Source organism: Herbidospora daliensis (genome assembly GCF_001570585.1).
Classification (GTDB): Bacteria; Actinomycetota; Actinomycetes; order Streptosporangiales; family Streptosporangiaceae; genus Herbidospora; species Herbidospora daliensis.
The window spans coordinates 280309-299603 of record NZ_BBXF01000003.1 but is presented as its reverse complement, the minus strand read 5'-3'; the positions used below and the strand labels follow the sequence as shown (position 1 = coordinate 299603).

The following is a 19295-nucleotide window of genomic DNA, read 5'->3' as shown; positions in this document are numbered from 1 at the left end:
CTCCGTTTCTGTGAAAGATGGCTTCATCTGCGTCGGCGGGAGGCCGACGACTCCAGGCCCGAGCGGCGGAGCTGCGCGCGGACGTGGCTGCCCCCGTTCTCGCCCGCCGGTTTCGGTCCGGAGGTGAGGGCCTCGATGGTCGTGGCCAGCGCGGCCACGGTCGGGGCCTCGTACAGGATGTGCGGCGGGAGCTCGGCGAGGGCGAACTCGCGGCGCAGGGCGGCCACGATGCTGACGCCCAGCAGCGAGTTGCCGCCCAGCTCGAAGAAGTTGTCGAGCACGCCGATCCGGTCGAGGCGCAGCGCCTCGCCCCAGATGGCCGCGATGGCCTCCTCCTTCGGCCCCGACGGCTCCTGGTAGGGGGTGACCAGCTCGGGCCGGGGGTGCCGGTCGCCGGGGGCGCCCGCGCCGGCGGGCGCGGTCACCGCCTCCAGGTTGAACAGCGCGCTGCCGGTGACGACGGTCTCGAAGTCCTGGGTGGAGACGACCACTCGCGGTTCGCCGCTGGCCAGGGCGCGCAGCAGCGAGCGGTACCCCTCCTCGAAGCCGATGCCGACCCGGGCCCGGTTCTCCTTGAAGAAGGTCTGCAGGCCCTCGTCGTAGCCGGCCAGGCCGGCCTCCCAGGCGTTCCAGGTCCACTCGCCCCAGTCGATCGACACGACGTTGCGGCCGGTCGCGGCCAGCCGGAGGGCGTAGCCGTCGAGGTAGGCGTTGGCGGCGCAGTAGTCCACCTGGCCGGGGCCGCCGCCGGTGGCGGAGGTGATCGAGGAGAACAGCGCCAGGAAGTCCAGCTCGATCTCGTCGGGTTCGCCGATGCGCAGGGCCTCTTCCAGCGCCCGCGTTCCGGCGATCTTGGGGGCGAGCACGGCGTCCAGTTCCCGGGGCCGCTTGAACTGCATCAGGCCCATGGCCGGGAGGCCGGCCGCGTGCAGGACGCCGTGGAGCGCGCCGAACCGCTCGATCGCCGTGTCGACCGCCCGCTTCACCGCGGCCGGGTCGGACACGTCGCCGACCACGATCTCGACCTCGCCGCCGAGGTCGCCGATGGCCTCGACCCGCCGGGCGGCCTCGGGCCGGCCCGACAGGCCGGACCGGGCGAGCAGGACGAGCCGGGCCTTGACGTCGCGGGCCATGCGTTCGGCCAGGCCGAGCGCGATGCCGCCCAGGCCGCCGGTGATCAGGTAGACGCCGCCGTCGCGCAGCGGCGCGGCCTCCGGGGTGGCCATGGTCTCGTAGCCGGGCAGGTAGCGGCGGCCCCGGCGCAGCGCCACGATCCGGTCGGTCTGCGGGCGGGCCAGCTCGGCGGCCAGGCCCGAGGGGGTGTCGAGGTCGATGAAGCGGGTGGTGACCCTCGGGTACTCCAGGGGGATCACCAGCGCCGGGCCGAGCAGCGTCGAGCCGTCGGGGTCGCGGACCTCGCCGGGGAGGACCTCCTGGGTGCCGCGGACCGCGATGTCCAGCGACCAGCCGTCGACGCCCGACTCCCCCGCCGCCCTGGCGAGGGCGACCAGGGTGTGCAGGCCGTACTCGACGGTGTTCTCGACCGGGCCGTCGCCGGGCTCCAGGTTCCACAGGTGCACGACCCGGTCGAGCCCCCGCCCGGCGGCGCGCAGGTCGCGCAGCAGGGCGAGCGCGTCGGCCACGTTCCCCGGGCGGACCGTGTGGCCGTCGCCGGTGGCGGCGTAGCCCTCGCCGGGGCGGACCTGGACGACGGTCGCGCCGGTCGCGGCGAGGTCGGCGGTCACCTCGTCGGCCGCGCCCTCGCGGGTGAAGACGAGCCACGTGGCCGGCTGGTCCGCGCCGGGCGCGGGGGCCGCGGTCTGCCGCCAGACCGGCAGGTGGAGCCACTGCTCCTCGGGCAGCTTGGGCAGGCTGGTGATCGCGTCGAAGATGCTGCCGCTCTCCAGGGCCGACGGCTTCGTCTTCGGCCCGGCCGGGCCCGGCGTCCCCTCGATCCAGTAGCGGCGCCGCTGGAACGGGTAGGTGGGCAGCGGGATCCGGCCCGGCAGGCCGTCGGTCCCGGCGTCGGGCAGCCGCCCGTGGTAGGCGTTCCAGTCGAGCTCCGCGCCGACCAGCCAGAGGCGGGCCAGGCAGCCGGCCAGCGCCTCGTCGTCGGGGCGCGGGTCGCTGCCGCCGGGCAGCGCGTGCAGGATCAGCGGCCACCGCTGGGGCGGGCAGCCCGCCCCGCGGACCAGCGCGCCGAGCGACTGGCCGGGCCCGATCTCGACGACGGCCAGCTCGGGGTCGGCCAGCAGGGTCTCGACGCCGGTGCCGAACCGGACCGTCCCGCACATGTGCTCGGCCCAGTAGCCCGGGTCGCAGACCAGGTCGGCGTCGGCGAGCTCGCCGGTCAGGTTGGAGATGTAGGGGAGCTCCGGCGGGTTCAGCCGGACGTTGGCCTTCACCCAGTCGGTCAGCTCCCCGGCGACCGGCCGGAGCATCCGGGAGTGGAAGGCGTGCGTGGTCTCCAGCGCCCGGCACGGGATCTCGGCCCGGCGCAGCTCGGCGACCAGCCGCTCCATCTCGTCGGCCGGACCGGCGACCACCGAGACCTGCGGTCCGTTGACGGCGGCGAGGTCGAGGCCGCGCCGCTCCAGCCGGAACTTGCGGCGCACGTCCTCGGCGGGCATCGAGACGGCGACCATCGACCCGGCGGGCAACGTGGAGATCAGCGCCGCCCGGTGCGCGACCAGGGCGAGCGCGTCCGGCAGCGAGAGCACCCCGGCCAGGCAGGCCGCGACGTACTCGCCGAGGCTGTAGCCGAGCATCAGCCGGGGCTGCACGCCCCAGGCCATCAGGGTGCGGGCCAGGGCGTACTCGACGGCGAACAGGGCCGGCTGGGCGATCTCGGTGCGCCGCAGCGTGGCGGCCCGGTCGTCGGCCTTGTCGCCGGTGGCCCGGCCGAGCAAGACGGCCAGGTCGGCGGCCGCGCCGCGCCCGCCCGCGACCAGGCCGGGCAGGTCGACGCCGTCGAGCGGGCCGCGCAGCACCTCCAGGCACTCGTCGAGGGCCGCGCGGAACACGGGCTCGCGCCGGTGGATCTCGGTGACCATGCCCGGGTACTGCTCGCCGACGCCCGCGAACAGGAACGCCGTCTGGCGGCCCTGCACGGTGTCGACCCGCGACAGCAGCCCGTCACCCGTGAGGACGCGCACGGCGTCGGAGGTGGTGGTGGCGACGGCGACCTTGCGGTGCTCGAAGGTCTTGCGGCCCACCTGGAGCGTGTACGCGGCGTCGGCCAGCCGGGTGCCGGGAGAGGCCGCCAGGTGCTCGCCGAGCCGCCGGGCGGCCTCCTCGGCGGCGACCGCGTTGCGGGCCGAGACCGGCAGGATCTGGTGGCGGCGGCCCGTCCCGTCCTCGGCGGCGGCGGGCCGCGCCGGGGCCTCCTCGATGACCATGTGGACGTTGGTGCCGCCCATCCCGAGCGAGTTGAGCCCGGCGATGCGCGGGCGGCCGTCGCGGGTCCGCCACGGGGAGAGCTCGGCGTTCACGTAGAAGGGGCTGTTGTCGAAGTCGATCTCGGGGTTGGGGGCCGTGTAGTGCAGGCTCGCCGGGATGACCTGGTTCTTCAGCGCGTAGGAAGTCTTGATCAGGCCGCTCGCGCCGGCCGCGCGGTCGAGGTGGCCGACGTTGGTCTTGACCGAGCCGATCGGGCAGTACCCCGTCTCGCCGGTCGGGCCGAACGCGCGGGTCAGCGCGGCCACCTCGATCGGGTCGCCGAGTTCGGTGGCGGTGCCGTGCGCCTCGACGTAGCTGATGTCCTCGCCGGTGACGTCGGCGTCGGCCATCGCGTCGGCGATCACCCGGGCCTGGCCGACCACGCTGGGCGCGGTGTAGCCGACCTTGAGCGCGCCGTCGTTGTTCATCGCGGAGCCGCGGATCACGGCCCAGACGTGGTCGCCGTCCCTGATCGCGTCCGACAGGCGCTTGAGCAGGACGACGGCGGCCCCGTCGCCGAACATGCTGCCCCGGGCCTGCGCGTCGAAGGTGCGGACGTGGCCGTCGGGCGACTCCATGCCGCCGGGGCCGAAGACGTGGCCGACCTTGTCGGGAACCCGGATCGAGACCCCTCCGGCCAGGGCCATCTCGCAGTCGCCCGCGCGCAGGCTCTGCACCGCCAGGTGGGTGGCGACCAGGGAGGTGGAGCAGAACGTCTGGACGGCGACGCTCGGGCCGTGCAGGTCGAACAGGTAGGAGACGGTGGTGGTGAGGGCGTCCTTGTCGTTGCCCATGATGATCTCGTAGTGGCTGACGTCCTCGTCCTCGCGCATCAGGCGTTCGCCCATGTGCAGGAGGTAGGTGCTGATGTTGGCGCCGCCGTAGACGCCGACCCGGCCCCGGTGCTCGGGGGCGCCGTAGCCGGCGTGCTCCAGGGCCTCCCAGCAGACTTCGAGGAACAGGCGCTGCTGCGGGTCGGTGATCGCGGCCATGCGGGGGCTGATGCCGAAGAACTGGGCGTCGAAGCCGGCGACGTCGTCCAGGATCGGGCGGGCCGGAACATACGAGGGGTCGTGGACGAGGGCCTCGTCGACGCCGGCCGCTCGGAGCTCCTCCGGGGTGAAGAAGCTGATCGACTCGACGCCGTCGTGCAGGTTGCGCCAGAAGGCGTCCACGTCGCCCGCGCCGGGGAACCGGCCGGCCATGCCGACGATGGCGATCCGCCGGTCGTCGTCGCTCCGGGTCGCCGCGACGGGCGCGGCGGGCTTGGCCGCGGGCTTGACGACGGGGGTCGCGGCGCCGCGTTCGTCCAGGATGGCCGCGAGCCGGTTGACGGTCGGGGCCTCGAAGAGCAGCACGGTCGGGACGGCGACCCCGAACCGCTTCTTGACCAGCGCCAGCATCTGGAGCGCGACCAGCGAGTTCCCGCCGAGGTCGAAGAAGTTGTCGCGGGTGCCGACGGGCTCGACGCCCAGCACCTCCGACCACAACTCGGCCAGTCCGCGCTCGGTGCCGGTCAGCGGCGGGCTGTAGGGCTGCGGCAGCTCGGGGCGGGGGAACCGCTCGGCGGCGTACGCCGGTCCGGTCTCGGCGGCGACCGCCGGCAGCCGGTCGGTCAGGCCGCCCGCGGCCACCACGACGGCGGGCCGCCCGATCGTGATCACCTGGTCGAGCGCGGCCAGGGACTCGGCGGCGGTCATCGAGTGGGCGGCCATGCTGGCGCCCATGCCGCCTTCGAGGCGCTCCAGCGTGACCGACCAGGTGTCCCAGCTCGCGGCCGTCCAGCCCGGACGACCGGCCAGGGCGGTGAGCGCGGCGTTGGCGGCCGAGTAGCTGCCGAACGCGATGCCGCCCAGGATGGCGGAGGTGGAGGAGAACAGGACGCAGAAGTCCAGCTCCGGCAGCACCTCGGCGAGCACGCGGGCGCCGGTGACCTTCGCGCTGAAGTGGCGCTCGACGGCGGCCTCGGTGACGTCGCGGAGCGGGAGGAAGGTGTCGGGCCCGGTCTCGGCGGCGGCGTGCACCACCCCGTCGACCCGCCCGACGTCGGCCAGCATGGCGCGCATCGCGGCGGCGTCGGTGACGTCCACGCGGGGGGTGAGCACCTCCGCGCCGAGCGCGCGCAGCCGGTCGGCGCCGTCGCCGCGCGGGCCGCTGCGGCTGGTCAGGATCAGCCGGCCCGCGCCGGCCCGGATCAGGTGCTCCCCGACGAGCAGGCCGACGTCGCCGAGGCCGCCGGTGATCAGGTAGGTGCCGCCGGGGCGCACCCCGGTCCTCTTCTCCGGGGCGGCCTTGGCCGCGGCGAACTCGCGCACGTGGCGGCGGCCGTTCCGGTAGGCGGCGAGCACGTCGGACGACGCGCGCCGCAGCTCGGCGGCCAGGACGCCGGCGTGACCGGCGGCGCCCGCGCGCGGGTCGAGGTCCACGCCGCGGCAGTCGAGGGCGAGGTACTCCTGGTTGCCGATGATCGGCAGGGTCGCGGCGGCGGCCTGGGCCGGGTCGGCCCGCTCCCCCGGCGCGACCGCCTGCCCGCCCTGCGTGACGATCACGACCCGGGTGCGGTCGCCGCCCTCGTCGCCGAAGGCGTCCAGGAGCCGGGCCAGCGGCACGACGGCCCGGCCGTCCGGGCCGCCGCCGGGGTCGAGGAGGCGCAGGTCGGTCACGACGGCGGGGCCGCCCTCGGCCAGCCGCCGGGCGAGCGCGACGTGGTCGGCGGCCGAGGCGGGGTCGATGGTGAAGCCGCCGGGGACCTCGGCGAACGCGGCGCCCGCGTGCACGGTCACCACGTCGCCGCCGTCAGCGCGCAGCGCCTGGGCCAGCGCGTCGGCGACACCCGTGCCGTCGGCGAACAGGACGTGGCGGCCGGTGGCGTCCGTCTCGGCGGGCAGCGGCTCGGCGGCCCAGCGCGTCTCCAGCAGCTGGACGTGGTCGGGGTCGGCCGCCAGGCGCGGGGCCTCGGCGGGCCGCCCGGCCGGGGCGTCGATCCAGTAGCGCTCGCGCTGGAAGGGGTAGGTGGGCAGGCCGACCTTGGCGGCCGGCCGGTCGTGCCGGTAGCCGGTCCAGTCGATCGGGACGCCGGCCAGCCAGAGCCGCCCGACGGCCTCGGCGAGCACCGTCCCGGCCGGGCGCGGGTCGGCGGCGGCCGGGAGGGTGGGGACCACCAGCGGCCAGCGGTCGCGCGGGCAGTCGCGGTGCGCCCGCACCATCGCGCCGAGCGACTGGCCGGGGCCCAGCTCCAGCAGGGCGTGGTCGCCCTGCGCCAGCAGCGTGCCCAGCACGGCGTCGAACCTGACCGGCGCGCACATGTGCTCGGCCCAGTATCCGGGGTCGACGGCCTGCGCGTCGGTGATCAGCTCGCCGGTGACGTTCGACACGTACGGGATGCGCGGCGCGGCGAGCTCGACGTTGGCGGCGATCCAGGCCGTCAGTTCGGCGCGGACCGGCTCCATCATCCGGGAGTGGAAGGCGTGCCCGGTGGCCAGCGGGCGGCACGGGATCCCGTCGGCCGCCAGCAGCGCCCGGACCTCGTCCATGGCGGCGGGCTCGCCCGCGAGCACGGTCAGGTCGGGGCCGTTCTCGGCGGCCACGTCGACCCCGGCGACGCCCGCGCGGGCGATCCGGGCGGCCAGGTCGGCCGCGCCGAGCGGGACCGCGCTCATGACGCCTTCGGGCAGCGCGTCGATCAGGGTGGCCCGGTGCGCGACCAGCGCGAGCGCCGACTCCAGCGAGAGCACCCCGGCCAGGCAGGCGGCGACGTACTCGCCGAGGCTGTAGCCGGCCAGCACGGCCGGGGTGACCCCCCAGCCGATGAGGGTGGTGGCCAGGGCGTACTCGACGGAGAAGAGCGCGGGGTGCAGCAGCGCGGTGGGCATCGCGGCCGAGGGGGCGGCGTCGCGGCCGAGCAGGGCGCCGAGGCCGCCGCCCGCGCGGGTGTCGCGGGGGCGGAGCATCTCCTCCAGCGGGTCGGCGCCGTCCATCCGGGTGCGCAGGATCGTGCGGCACTCGTCGAGGGCGGCCCGGAACGCGGGTTCGGTGGCGTAGAGGTCCTCGGCCAGGCCCGGGTACTGCTCGCCGGTGCCCGGGATCAGGAAGCCGACCGGGCGGTCGGCGCGGCTCTCGGCGCGGCCCAGCACGCCGGCGTCGCGCATGCCGTCGGCGGCCTCCCCGGCCGTGGCGGCGACCAGGAACCGGCGGTGCTCGAAGACGCGGCGGCCGGCCGCCAGGGTGTGGGCGACGTCGCCGAGCCGCAGATCGGGGGCGCCGGCCAGGTGGTCGGCGAGGCGGCCGGTCAGCTCGTCGGCGGCCTTCGCCGAGCGGGCCGACCAGATGAGCAGCTGCGGCCGGGGGGCGTCCGCCGGGCGGGCGGTCCGCGGGGCCTGCTCCAGCACGACGTGGGCGTTGGTGCCGCCGATGCCGAAGGCGCTGACCCCGGCCCGCCGGGTGCGGCCCGCCGCGTCCGGCCACGCGCGCAAGTCGGTGACCACGTCGAGGCGGGCCTCGCCCGCGCCGAGTTGCGCGTTCGGCGTCGACAGGTTGCGGGTCGGCGGGATCTCGCCGTTGCGGAGCGCGAGCGCCGCCTTGATCAGGTTGGTCACGCCGGCGGCCCGGTCGAGGTGGCCGACGTTGGGCTTGACCGAGCCGATCAGCAGGTCCTGGCCCCGGAACACCTGCTGGAGCGCGGCCAGTTCGGCGGCGTCGCCGAGCGCGGTGCCGGTGCCGTGCGCCTCCACGTAGTCGATGTCGGCGGGCGTCAGACCGGCGGCGGCGAGCGCCTCGGCCATCACGGCCGCCTGGCCCTGCACGCCGGGCGCGGTGAAGCCGACCTTGCGGCCGGCGTCGTTGTTGACCGCCCAGCCGCGGATGACCGCGTAGATCTGGTCGCCGTCGGCGAGCGCGTCCTCCAGGCGGCGTAGCGCGACCACGCCCACGCCGCTGCCGAGCGGCGCGCCGAGGCCGCCCGCGTCGAAGGCGCGGCACTCGCCGTCGGGCGGGGCGATGCCGCCCTGCTGGTAGAGGTAGCCGACCCGGTGCGGCACGCCGACCGCCACGCCGCCCGCCAGCGCGAGGTCACTCTCGAAGGCGGCCAGGCTGCTGGCGGCGGCGCAGATCGCGACCAGCGACGTGGAGCAGTAGCTCTGCACCGAGTAGCTGGGGCCGGTCAGGCCGAGCGTGTGCGAGACCCGGGTGGTGAGGGAGTCCTTGTCGTTGGCCAGGCCCACCGCGAGCTCGCCCATGATGGCGCTGACCTCGCTGGGCACCAGGTTGTTCTGCAGGTAGGAGCTCCACGCCGAGCCGCCGAAGACGCCGATCGCGCCGTCGAAGCGGGTGGGGTCGCAACCCGCGTCCTCCAGCGCCTCCCAGCTGTGCTCCAGGAAGAGCCGGTGCTGCGGGTCGAGGATCTGCGCCTCCTTCGGGCTGAACCCGAAGAAGCCCGCGTCGAACAGCTCCACCCCGTCGATCACGGCCCCGGCCTTCACGTACCCGGGGTCGGCGAGCAGGTCGTCGGGCACGCCCGCGGCCCGGAGCTCCTCGTCGGTGAAGCGGGTCACCCCGGACCGCCCGGCCCGGATGGCGGCCCACAACTCGGCCACACCGGGCGCGCCGGGGAACCGGCCGGACATCCCGACGATGGCGATGTCGGTGCCTGCGCTCTCTTCGTCAACCACGTCGTCAGCTCCCATGTCGGGCGTCCTCACTTCCGCGTCCCCGAGCGGGCGCGGCGACGCCGCGACCCCCGCGCCGAGCTGGTGTCCAAAGCCTGGCGGGCGCCTTCGGCGGCGTCTCCGGCCACCGCGGCGGCGAACTCCGCCACGGTCGGGTGTTCGAACAGCACGGCGGGCGCGATCGGCACGCCGAGTTCCTTCTCGATGGCGATCACCATGGCCATGCCGACCAGGGAGTTGCCGCCGAGGTCGAAGAACGGGTCGTGCACGCCGACCCGGTCGATGCCGAGGTAGGCGCCCCACACCTCGGCGACGACGGTCTCCGTCTCGGTCCGGGGGGCCGCGTAGTCGGTGCGCAGCTCGGGGCGCGGGAACCGCTCGCTGAGCGAGACCGCCGTGGTCGCGCCGACCAGCGCGTCGATGTCGACCATCGCCGACCAGTCGCGCAGCACCTCGCCGAGCGGCTGCCGGACCGCCAGGACGCTGCCGTGCCCGCCGGCCAGGATCCGGTCGAGCAGGGCGCAGCCGGCGTCGTCGGCGAAGCCGTACCGCTCGCGGTAGGCGCGCACGCGCTCGGCCAGGCCGGTGGCGGATTTCAGGCTCTCGGCCTGCCAGTCGTCGTGCCGCCAGGGGCCCCAGGCGATCGAGACGACCCGGGTGGAGGGGGCCGAGGCGGCGAGCGCCTCGCCGTAGGCGTCCAGGACGGTGTTGGCGGCGCAGTAGTCGCTCTCGCCGATGCCGCCGAACGCGGTGACGGCCGAGGAGTACAGGACGAGCAGTTCGGGCCGCCGGTCGGCGGGGGTGCCCGGTCCGACCAGTTCGGCCAGCGGGCCCATCGCCAGGACCTTGGGGGCGAGCACCGCGCCCGCGTCGGCGAGCGCCCTGCGCTGGGCCATTCCACCCGCCGGGAGCCCGGCGGCGTGGATCACGCCGGTGAGCGTGCCGAAGTGGTCGCGGCAGCTCTCCAGCGCGGCCCGCAGCTGGGCGGGCACGCCGGCGTCGGCGGTGAGCAGCAGCACCTCGGCGCCGGCGGCCTCCAGGTCGGCGACGTCCCGCAGGCTGCGCCCGGCCCTGCTGCCGGGGTCGGCCGCGGCGTCGCGGGAGAGCGCGGTCCGGCCGACCAGCGCGAGCCTGCGCACCCCGCTTCTCACCAGGTGCTTGGCCAGGGCCATGCCCAGGCCGCGGGCGCCGCCGGTGATCAGGTAGACGCCGTCCTCCCGCCACGGCGACGGCGGATCGGGCACGGCGGGCGCCTCGGCCCAGCCGCGCGACCAGCGGCGGTCGCGCCGCCAGCCGGAGACCCGGTCGTGCGCGTCCACGGCGTCGTCGGGGCCGGGGTCCAGCAGCAGTTCGGCGCCGATCTGGGCGGCCTCGGCGGCCACGTCCGTCGCGTCGGGATCGAGGTCGACGCCGGTCCAGTCGAGGCCCGCGTACTCGTGCCGGACGGCGCGGCCCAGACCGTGCGTCACGGCCCGGTACGGAGCGGTCGCGTCGGCCCCGAGGATCTCGGTGGCTCCCCGGGTGACGGTCAGCAGGCGTACCTTCCGGTCGCCGAGGGCCTGGGCGGCGAGCAGCAGGCTGTCGAAGCCCCACTCGACGGCGGTGTGCGGGTCGTCGGCGAGCAGGCTCCACAGGTGGGCCACCCGGACCGGCCCGTCGCCTTCGGCGGCGGCGAACACCTCGGCGTAGTGCGCGGGGTCGCGCGGGTCGATGACCAGGCGGCGGCCCTCGCGGCGCAACCCGGTCCCGGCGACCACCTCCACGACCCGGGCGCCCCCGGCGGCGGCGCGGTCGGCCAGCGCCGTGCCGACGCCGCCGGAGTCGGCGAACACGATCAGCGAGCCGTCGAGCCGCAGGTCGGCTGGGACGGCCCGGCGGGCCGGGTCGCGCCGCCAGGCGGGCGCGAAGCAGAGGTCGGCCGGTTCGGCCGAGCGGGCCGACGGCACCGGCGCGCTGCTGCCCTCGGTGATCTCGGGCCAGTAGCGGGTGCGCTGGAACGGGTAGGCCGGCAGGCTGACGACGCGGCCCGGTCCCGGCTGGACGCGCTCCCAGGTCACCCCCGCGCCCAGTTCCCACAGGCGGGAACAGGTGTCCAGGAGTTCGGCCCGGGAGTCGCGCGGCGCTCCGCCGGTCCAGGAGGCCGGCAGGGTGCCGAGGACCGCGGCCCGCGACCCGCCCGCGAGGTTCTGCCGGACGAGGCCGCCGAGCGTCTGCCCCGCGCCGAGTTCGACGAACACGTCGACGTCCTGCTCGACGCAGTGCCCGACCGCGTCGGCGAACCTGACGGTGCTGACGAGCTGGTCGGCCCAGTAGGCGCTGCTCGTGGCCTGTTCGGCGGTCATCGGCAGGCCGGTGAGGTTGCAGAGAATCGTGGTGGACGGGGCCTGCCGGGGCACCGACTCGATCAGCGCGGCCAGTTTCTCCCGCGCCGGTTCGAGCAGCGAGGAGTGGAAGGCGTGCGCGGAGCGCAGCGGGCGGCAGGCGATCCCCGCCTCCAGCAGCCGGTGGGTGACGGCGTCGATCTCGTCGGGCAGGCCGCTGAGGACGGTCATCGACGGGCCGTTCAGCGCGGCGACGCTCGTGCCGGTCCCGTCGCCGAAGGCGCGGACCTGCTCCTCGCCGGCCGCGACCGCGACCATCTTGCCGGCCGGGATGGCGCTGATCAGGCGGGCGCGTTCGGTGACGACGCGCAGCGCGTCCTCCAGGGTGAAGACGCCCGCCAGGGTGGCGGCGACGTACTCGCCGAGGCTGTAGCCGAGCAGCGCGTCGGGGCGCACGCCCCGGTGGGCGAGCAGCTGGGCCAGCGCGTACTCGACGGTGAACAGGAACGGGTGGGCGACCTCGGCGTGCGCGAGCCGGTCGTCACCGCCCGACGGGGCCTGCGCCCGGCCGAGCAGGATCGCCAGGTCTCCGGAGGCGGCGGCGGGCTGGTCGAACAGCGGGCGCAGGTCGACGTCCCCGGCGAGTTCGACGCAGCGGTCGACCGCTTCGGCGTAGACGGGTTCGGCCTGGTAGAGCTCCCGGCCGAGGCCGGCGTACTGGTCGCCGACGCCCGGGAGCAGGAAGGCGACGCGCGGCCGCCCCTTGACGCGGGCGGCGGCCCCCGACGCGGCGGCGGCCCGCAGGCCGCGCACGGCCCCGGCCACGTCGTCGCAGACCACGACGCGGCGGTGGTCGTGCTCGGCCCGGCCGACCCGCAGGGTGTGCGCGACGTCGGCCAGGTCGGCGCCGGGGTGCTCCTCCAGCCAGGCGGCGAGGCGGGCCGCGTGCTCGCGGAACGCCGCGTCGCCGGCGGCCGAGAGGGGCAGCGCGTGCGGTCCCTCGGCGGCCGCCGCCGGTTCGGGCCGCGGCGCCGATTCGAGCACGAGGTGGGCGTTGGTGCCGGACAGGCCGAAGGAGCTGACGCCGACCAGGCGCGGGGCGCCCTCGCCGGGCAGCGGCACCGCGTCGACGGCCGGCCGAATGGAGCCGTCGGCGGGCACGGCCGGGGACGGCCGGGTCAGGTTGAGGGTCTGCGGGATGAGCCGGTTCTCCAGGATCAGCACCGACTTGATCAGCCCGGCGACGCCCGCGGCGGCCTGGGTGTGGCCGATGTTGGTCTTGACCGCGCCGACCCGCAGGGGGCGTTCGGCCGGCCGGCCGCCGAAGACGTCGTGCAGGGCGCCGAGCTCGATCGCATCGCCGAGGTGGGTGCCGGAGCCGTGCGCCTCGACGTGGTCGATGTCGTCGGGCGACACCCCGGCGGCGGCCATGGCACTGGTGATGACCGCGACCTGGGCGCTGCGGCTGGGGGCGGTGAGGCCGTTGCTGCGGCCGTCCTGGTTGACGGCGGAGCCGCGCAGCACGGCCCGGATGCGGCGGCCGTTGGCGATCGCCTTGGAGAGCGGTTCGAGCACGACCAGGCCGCCGCCCTCGCCCATCACGTAGCCGTCGGCGCCCTCGTCGAAGGTCTTGCACCTGCCGTCGGGGCAGAGCATGCCGCCGGCGCAGGCCTGGATGACGTTGGTGGGGTGGATGGTCAGCGACGCCCCGGCCGCGATGGCCAGGTCGCACTCGCCGCGCCGCAGGCTCTCGGCGGCCAGGTGCACCGCGATCAGCGAGGAGGAGCAGGCGGTGTCGACCGTGAGCGTCGGGCCCGACAGGTTGAACTGGTAGGCGATGCGCCCGGCGGCGACGCTGGCGGACACCCCCGGGGCCAGCAACGGGTCGGCCAGCGCGTCCAGGCCCTGGCGTTCGAGCTGGAGACGGCCGTACTGGAGGGTCTCCATCAGCCCGACGATGACGGCGGTGCGGCTGCCCGCCACCCGGGTCGGCGAGACGCCGGCGTTCTCCAGTCCCTCCCAGGTCAGCTCCAGCAGGAGCCGGTGGTGCGGGTCGACGCGGATCGCCTCACGCGGGGACAGGCCGAAGAACTCGGCGTCCCAGGTGGTGATCTCCGGCAGGAACGCGCCGTCCCGGGTGTAGATCGCGCCCGGGGTGCGCGGGTCGGGGTCGTAGTAGTCGTCGATGTTCCAGCGGGAGGCCGGCACCTCGGTCACCCCGTTGCGGCCCTGCGACAACATGTCCCAGTACCCCTCGACCGTCTCGCCGCCGCCCGGGAAGCGGCAGGCCATGCCGATGATCGCGACCGGTTCGTGGGCGCGGTCCTCGGCGGCGGCGAGCTGGCGGCGCGTCTGGGTCAGTTCGACGGTCACACGCTTGAGGTAGGCGCGGAGTTTTTCCTCGTTCCCCATCTGTCGAGCCTTTCCAGTAGCGAGGGGGTGGTCGGGTCGGTGGTCAGAGTTCGTTGTCGATCAACGCGAAGATCTCCTCGTCGGACGCCGAGCCGATCTTCGCCACCACTTCCGTCGCGGTGGCCGGGCCCGGCGAGAGCCGGGTCAGGCCGGTCTGGAGGATGGCGACGAGCTTGTGCCTGACCGCGTCCGCCTCGCCGTTGAGGGTGCCGAGCTCGGCCTCGATCCGCTCCAGCGCGCCGCGCAGCGTCTCCTCGGGCGAGGGCGCGGCGGGGGCGAGGTGCCGGAACAGGTAGCCGGTCAGCGCGGTGACGGTCGGGTGGTCGAAGACGAGCGTCGCGGGCAGCCGCAGGCCGGTCTCGGCGTTGAGCCGGTTGCGGAGCTCGACGGCGGTCAGGGAGTCGAAGCCGAGCTCGCTGAACGCCCGGTCCACGTCGATCCCGGCGGCGCTGCCGTGGGCGAGCACGGCGGCGACGTGGGCGCGGACGAGGTCGGTCAGCAGCCGCCTGGCCTCGGTCTCGGGCACCGCGGCCAGCCGTCCGCTCAGGTCGCCTGCGGGGGCGGCCGAGGCGACGCCGGACGCGGCCTGCCGGCGCGGGGCGCGGACCAGGCCGGACAGCAGCGGCGGCAGGTCGCCCCGTTCGGCGCGGGCGGTGAGCCCGCCGACGTCCCAGCTGGCGGCGACGACCCGCGGTTCGGCGCTGCCGAGGGCGGCGTCGAACAGGTCCAGGCCGGCGTCGACGGTGAGCGGGGCGACGCCGGAGCGGGCCATCCTGGCCACGTCGCCGTCGGTGAGCCCGCCGGTCATGCCGCTGCCGACGGCCCACAGGCCCCAGGCGATCGACACGGCCGGCAGCCCGGCCTCGCGGCGGTGCGCGGCGAGGGCGTCCAGGAACACGTTCGCGGCGGCGTAGTTGCCCTGGCCGGCGCTGCCGAGGGTCCCGGCCAGCGAGGAGAACAGCACGAAGGCCGACAGCGGCAGGTCGCGGGTGAGCTCGTGCAGGTGCCAGGCGGCGTCGGCCTTGGGCGCGAGCACCGTGGCGAATCGGCCGGCGTCCAGGTGCTCGACGGTCGCGTCGTCGAGGACGCCGGCGGTGTGCACGACGCCGGTCAGCGGCCGGTCGGGCGGGACCAGCGCGAGCGCGGCGGCCAGCGTGTCGCGGTCGGCGACGTCGCCCGCCACGACCGTGACCCGCGCGCCGAGCGCGCCCAGCTCACCGGCCAGCTCCTCCGCGCCGGGCGCGTCGAGGCCGCGCCGGGAGACCAGCAGCAGGTCCTGTACGCCGTGGCGCTCCACCAGCCGCCGCGCGACAAGCCTGCCGAGGCCGCCGGTGCCGCCGGTGACCAGCACCGTGCCCTCGCCGATCCCGGCGGGGAGTTCGGCGGGTCCGGCGGGCCGGCGGGCCAGGCGGGGGGCCAGCAACGCGCCCTCCACGGCCGCGAGCTGCGTCTCCCCCGCCGCGACCGCCCCGGCCACGGCCGACCAGTCGGCGAAGCCCTCCGCGGCCTCCAGGAGCACGAACCGGCCGGGATGCTCCGACATCGCGGTGCGCACCAGGCCGCGCACCGCCGCGCCGGCCAGGTCGCCCGGCCGGGTCACGAACACCAGGCGGGAGGCGGCGAACCGCTCGTCGCCCGCCCACATCCGGACCAGGTCGAGCGCCCGGCCGCACTCCTCCCTCAGCGCGACCGGGAGCCCGCTCGACGGGTCGGCGCCGACGACGGCGACGACGAATCCCGGCACGTCGGCCGGGAGGGGGCCGGCGCCGAGGAAGACGAATCCGCTCTCGTCCCCGGCCGGCGCGGCCACCTTCACCCAGTCCGTCCCGTGGAGGACGGGCCCCCGCGCGGCGGACGTGCGCGCCGGGGCGGTCCGCACCCGCAGGCCGGCGATGGAGAACACCGGGTGGCCGGACGCGTCCGCCGCCTCGACGGTCGCGTCGTCGCCCGAGGGCACCAGCCGGACCCGCAGCAGGGTCGCGCCCGAGGCGTGCAGGCCGACGCCCCGGAAGGCGAACGGCAGTCGCGGCGCGCCGGGCCCGGCGGCCAGCACCATCGGCTGGAAGGCGGCGTCCAGCACGGCCGGGTGGATGCCGAAGCCGGTCACGTCGGTGCCGTCGGCGCTGATCTCGGCGAACAGCTCGGTCCCCCGGGTCCACATGGCGCGGACGCCCTGGAAGGCGGGACCGTACTCGTAGCCGAGGTCGGCCAGCCGCTCGTAGGCGCCGTCGATGGGGAACGGCTCGGCGTCGGCGGGCGGCCAGGTGGCCGCCCAGGCGGGCGGTTCCGGCATGACCGGCGAGCCGGTGGCGAGGAGCCCGGACACGTGCCGCGTCCAGGCCGAACCGGCGCGGGCGAAGACCCCGACCGGGCGGCGGGCGTCGGCGTCGGACGCGCCGACGATGATCTGGAGGGGCACCGTCTCTCCCTCGGAGAGGAAGAGCGGCGCCTCGATGACCAGTTCCTCCAGGTGGTCGCAGCCCGTGAGCGCGCCGCCTTCGAGGGCCAGCTCGACGAAGGCCGCGCCGGGCAGCAGCACGCCGCCCTCGACGGCGTGGTCGGCCAGCCAGGGCGCGGTCGCCGCGGTCAGCTCGCCGGTGAGCAGGAATCCGTCGTCGGCGGTCGGCACCACGGCGGTGAGCAGCGGGTGGCCGGAGGCGTCGATCCCGGCGGGGGCGATCCCGGCCGGCCCGGCGGCGCCCAGCCAGTAGCGGCGGCGTTCGAAGGCGTAGGTCGGCAGGTCCACGTTGCGGTCGGGCCCGGGGGTGACGGCCGCGCTCCAGTCGACCTCCGCGCCGAGGACGTACGCGTCGGCCAGCGCGGTCAGGAAACGGCGCCAGTCGCCCGATCCCCGGCGCAGGGTGGCGGCGACGCCCGCCGTGATCCCGGCCGACTCGCAGATCTCGCGCAGGTCGTGGCCGAGCACCGGGTGCGGGCTGGCCTCGACGAACAGCGGGGTGCCCTCGCCCGCGAAGGCGGTGACCGCCGACTCGATCAGGACCGGGTTGCGGAGGCTCTCGTACCAGTAGGCGGTGGTCAGCTCGGCGGTGTCGATGAACTCGCCCCGGTGCGCGGAGCTGTACCCGATGTCGGTCGAGCGGGGCGCGACCCCGTCGAGGGTGGCCAGCAGCTCCTCGCGGAGCGCCTCGACGTGCGGGGTGTGGGAGGCGTAGTCGACCACGATCCGGCGGATCTGCACCGCGCCGCCGTGGGCGGCGGTGAACGCGTCGAGCGCGTCCACGTCGCCGGCGACGACGCAGGAGGCCGGGCCGCTGTGCACCGCGATCCAGATGCGGTCGTGCCACGGCTCCAGCAGGTCGCGCAGCCGCGCGGCGGGCAGCGACACGGCGGCCATGCCGCCGGTGCCGCTCAGCTTGACCAGGGCCCGGCTGCGCAGTGCGACGATCTTCGCGGCGTCCTCCAGGGAGAGCGCGCCCGACACGCAGGCGGCGGCGATCTCGCCCTGGGAGTGGCCGACCACGGCCGCGGGTTCGACGCCGAACGAGCGCCACAACGAGGCCAGGGAGACCATCACCGCGAACAGGACCGGCTGGATGACGTCGGTGCCCTCCAGCGGCGGGGCTCCCTCGTCGGCGCGCAGCACGCCGGTGACCGACCAGCCCGTGTGCACGCGCAGGGCCTTCTCGCAGCGCTGCATCTGCGCGCGGAACGCCTCGTTGGAGTCGAGCAGCTCGACCGCCATGCCGGCCCACTGGGAGCCCTGGCCGGGGAAGACGAAGACGGGCCGGGTGTCGGCGGGGGCGACTCCGCTCACGACCGCCGGGTGCTGGACTCCGTCGGCCAGAGCGGTCAGCGCGGCGACCAGTTCGGCGCGGTCCTCGGCGACGACGACGGCGCGGTGGGCGAAGCCGGTCCGCCGGGCCAGGAGCCGGCCGGCGGCGAACAGGTCGGCTTCGGCGGCGCCGCCCGCGAACGCGCTCAGCCGGGCGGCCTGGCCGCGCAGCGAGGCGGCGGACTTGGCGCACACGACCCAGACGAGGCGGCCGACGGCCGGGGCGCCCGTCTCTGCGGCGGCGTCGGTCTCGGCGGCGGGCGCCTCCTCCAGGATGAGGTGGGCGTTGGTGCCGCTGATGCCGAAGCTCGACACGGCCGTCCGCACCACCCGGTCGGCGGGCAGCGGGACCGGCTCGGTGAGCAGCCGCACCCCGCCCGACGACCAGTCGACGTGCGGGGTCGGCTCCGCCACGTGCAGGGTCACCGGCAGGGTCCGGTGCTCCATCGCCTTGATCATCTTGATCACGCCGGCCACCCCGGCGGCGGCCTGGGTGTGGCCGATGTTCGACTTCACCGAGCCCAGCCAGAGCGGCCGGTCGGCCGCCCGCTTGCGCCCGTAGGTGGCGAGCAGGGCCTGGGCCTCGATCGGGTCGCCGAGCCGGGTGCCGGTGCCGTGCGCCTCGACGGCGTCGACGTCGCGGGTGTCGAGCCGGGCGTCGGCCAGCGCCTGCCGCACGACCCGCTCCTGGGCGGGGCCGTTGGGGGCGGTCATGCCGTTGCTCGCGCCGTCCTGGTTGACGGCCGAGCCGCGCACCACCGCGAGGATCCGGCGGTTGTTGCGCCGCGCGTCCGAGAGGCGCTCCAGCAGCAGGATGCCGACGCCCTCGGCCCAGGCCGCGCCGTCGGCGGTCGAGCTGAACGACTTGCAGCGGCCGTCGGCCGAGATGGCCCGCTGGCGGGAGAACTCGATGAACGGCTCCGCCGACGACATCACGGTCGCGCCCCCGGCGAGCGCGAGGGCGCACTCGCCCCGCCGCAGCGCCTGCACCGCCAGGTGGATCGCCACCAGCGAGGAGGAGCAGGCCGTGTCCACCGAGATCGACGGGCCCTCCAGCCCGAAGGTGTACGACACCCGTCCCGACAACACGCTCGACGCGCTGGAGGTGAACAGCGTGCCCTCGACGGCGTTCGGGACCGTGCCGATGAAGCGGCCGGCGTAGTGCTCGTACATGTTGCCGACGTAGACGCCGGTCAGGCTGCCGCGCAGGGTGGCCGGGTCGATGCCGGCCCGCTCGAACGCCTCCCAGGACGACTCCAGCACGAGCCGGTGCTGCGGGTCGGTGGCCAGCGCGGTGCGCGGGCTCATCCCGAAGAACGCGGCGTCGAAGTCGGCCGCGTCGTACACGAAGCCGCCGTGGCGGGTGTACGACTTGCCGACCGCCTCGGGGTCGGGGTCGTACAGGTCGGCGGCCCAGCCGCGGTCGGTGGGGAACTCGCCGATGGCGTCCACGCCCTCGGCGACCAGCTCCCACAGCTCCTCGGGGCTGGTCACGCCGCCGGGGTAGCGGCAGGCCATGCCGACGACCGCGATGGGCTCGTGCCGGCGTTCCTCCAGTTCCGCGAGGTGCTCGCGGGTGTCCTCCAGCTCGATGATCGCGCGCTTGAGGTAGTCGCGAAGTCTGTCCTCAGTACTCATCGATCCCGCCTTTTCACTTCCGGTGGCCAC

General features: G+C 75.8%; 3 protein-coding genes. All 3 read right to left on the bottom strand.

What is annotated here, in order from left to right; translation table 11 throughout:
- Nucleotides 1-23: 23 nt before the first annotated feature.
- The 3 genes from AW274_RS16700 to AW274_RS16690 are packed head-to-tail and all read right to left on the bottom strand — an operon-like array spanning nucleotide 24 to nucleotide 19265.
- Complete coding sequence (locus AW274_RS16700; RefSeq protein WP_198169253.1) at nucleotides 24-9104, bottom strand: type I polyketide synthase; 9081 nt, start codon at nucleotides 9102-9104, stop codon at nucleotides 24-26.
- A gap of 26 nt (nucleotides 9105-9130) precedes the next feature.
- Nucleotides 9131-13834 (bottom strand): type I polyketide synthase, encoded by a 4704-nt coding sequence (locus tag AW274_RS16695; RefSeq protein WP_062432672.1) that lies wholly within the window; start codon nucleotides 13832-13834, stop codon nucleotides 9131-9133.
- 43 nt (nucleotides 13835-13877) lie between these two features.
- Nucleotides 13878-19265: a type I polyketide synthase gene (locus tag AW274_RS16690; RefSeq protein ID WP_062432670.1), complete on the bottom strand. Its 5388-nt coding sequence runs from the start codon at nucleotides 19263-19265 to the stop codon at nucleotides 13878-13880.
- Nucleotides 19266-19295 lie beyond the last annotated feature (30 nt).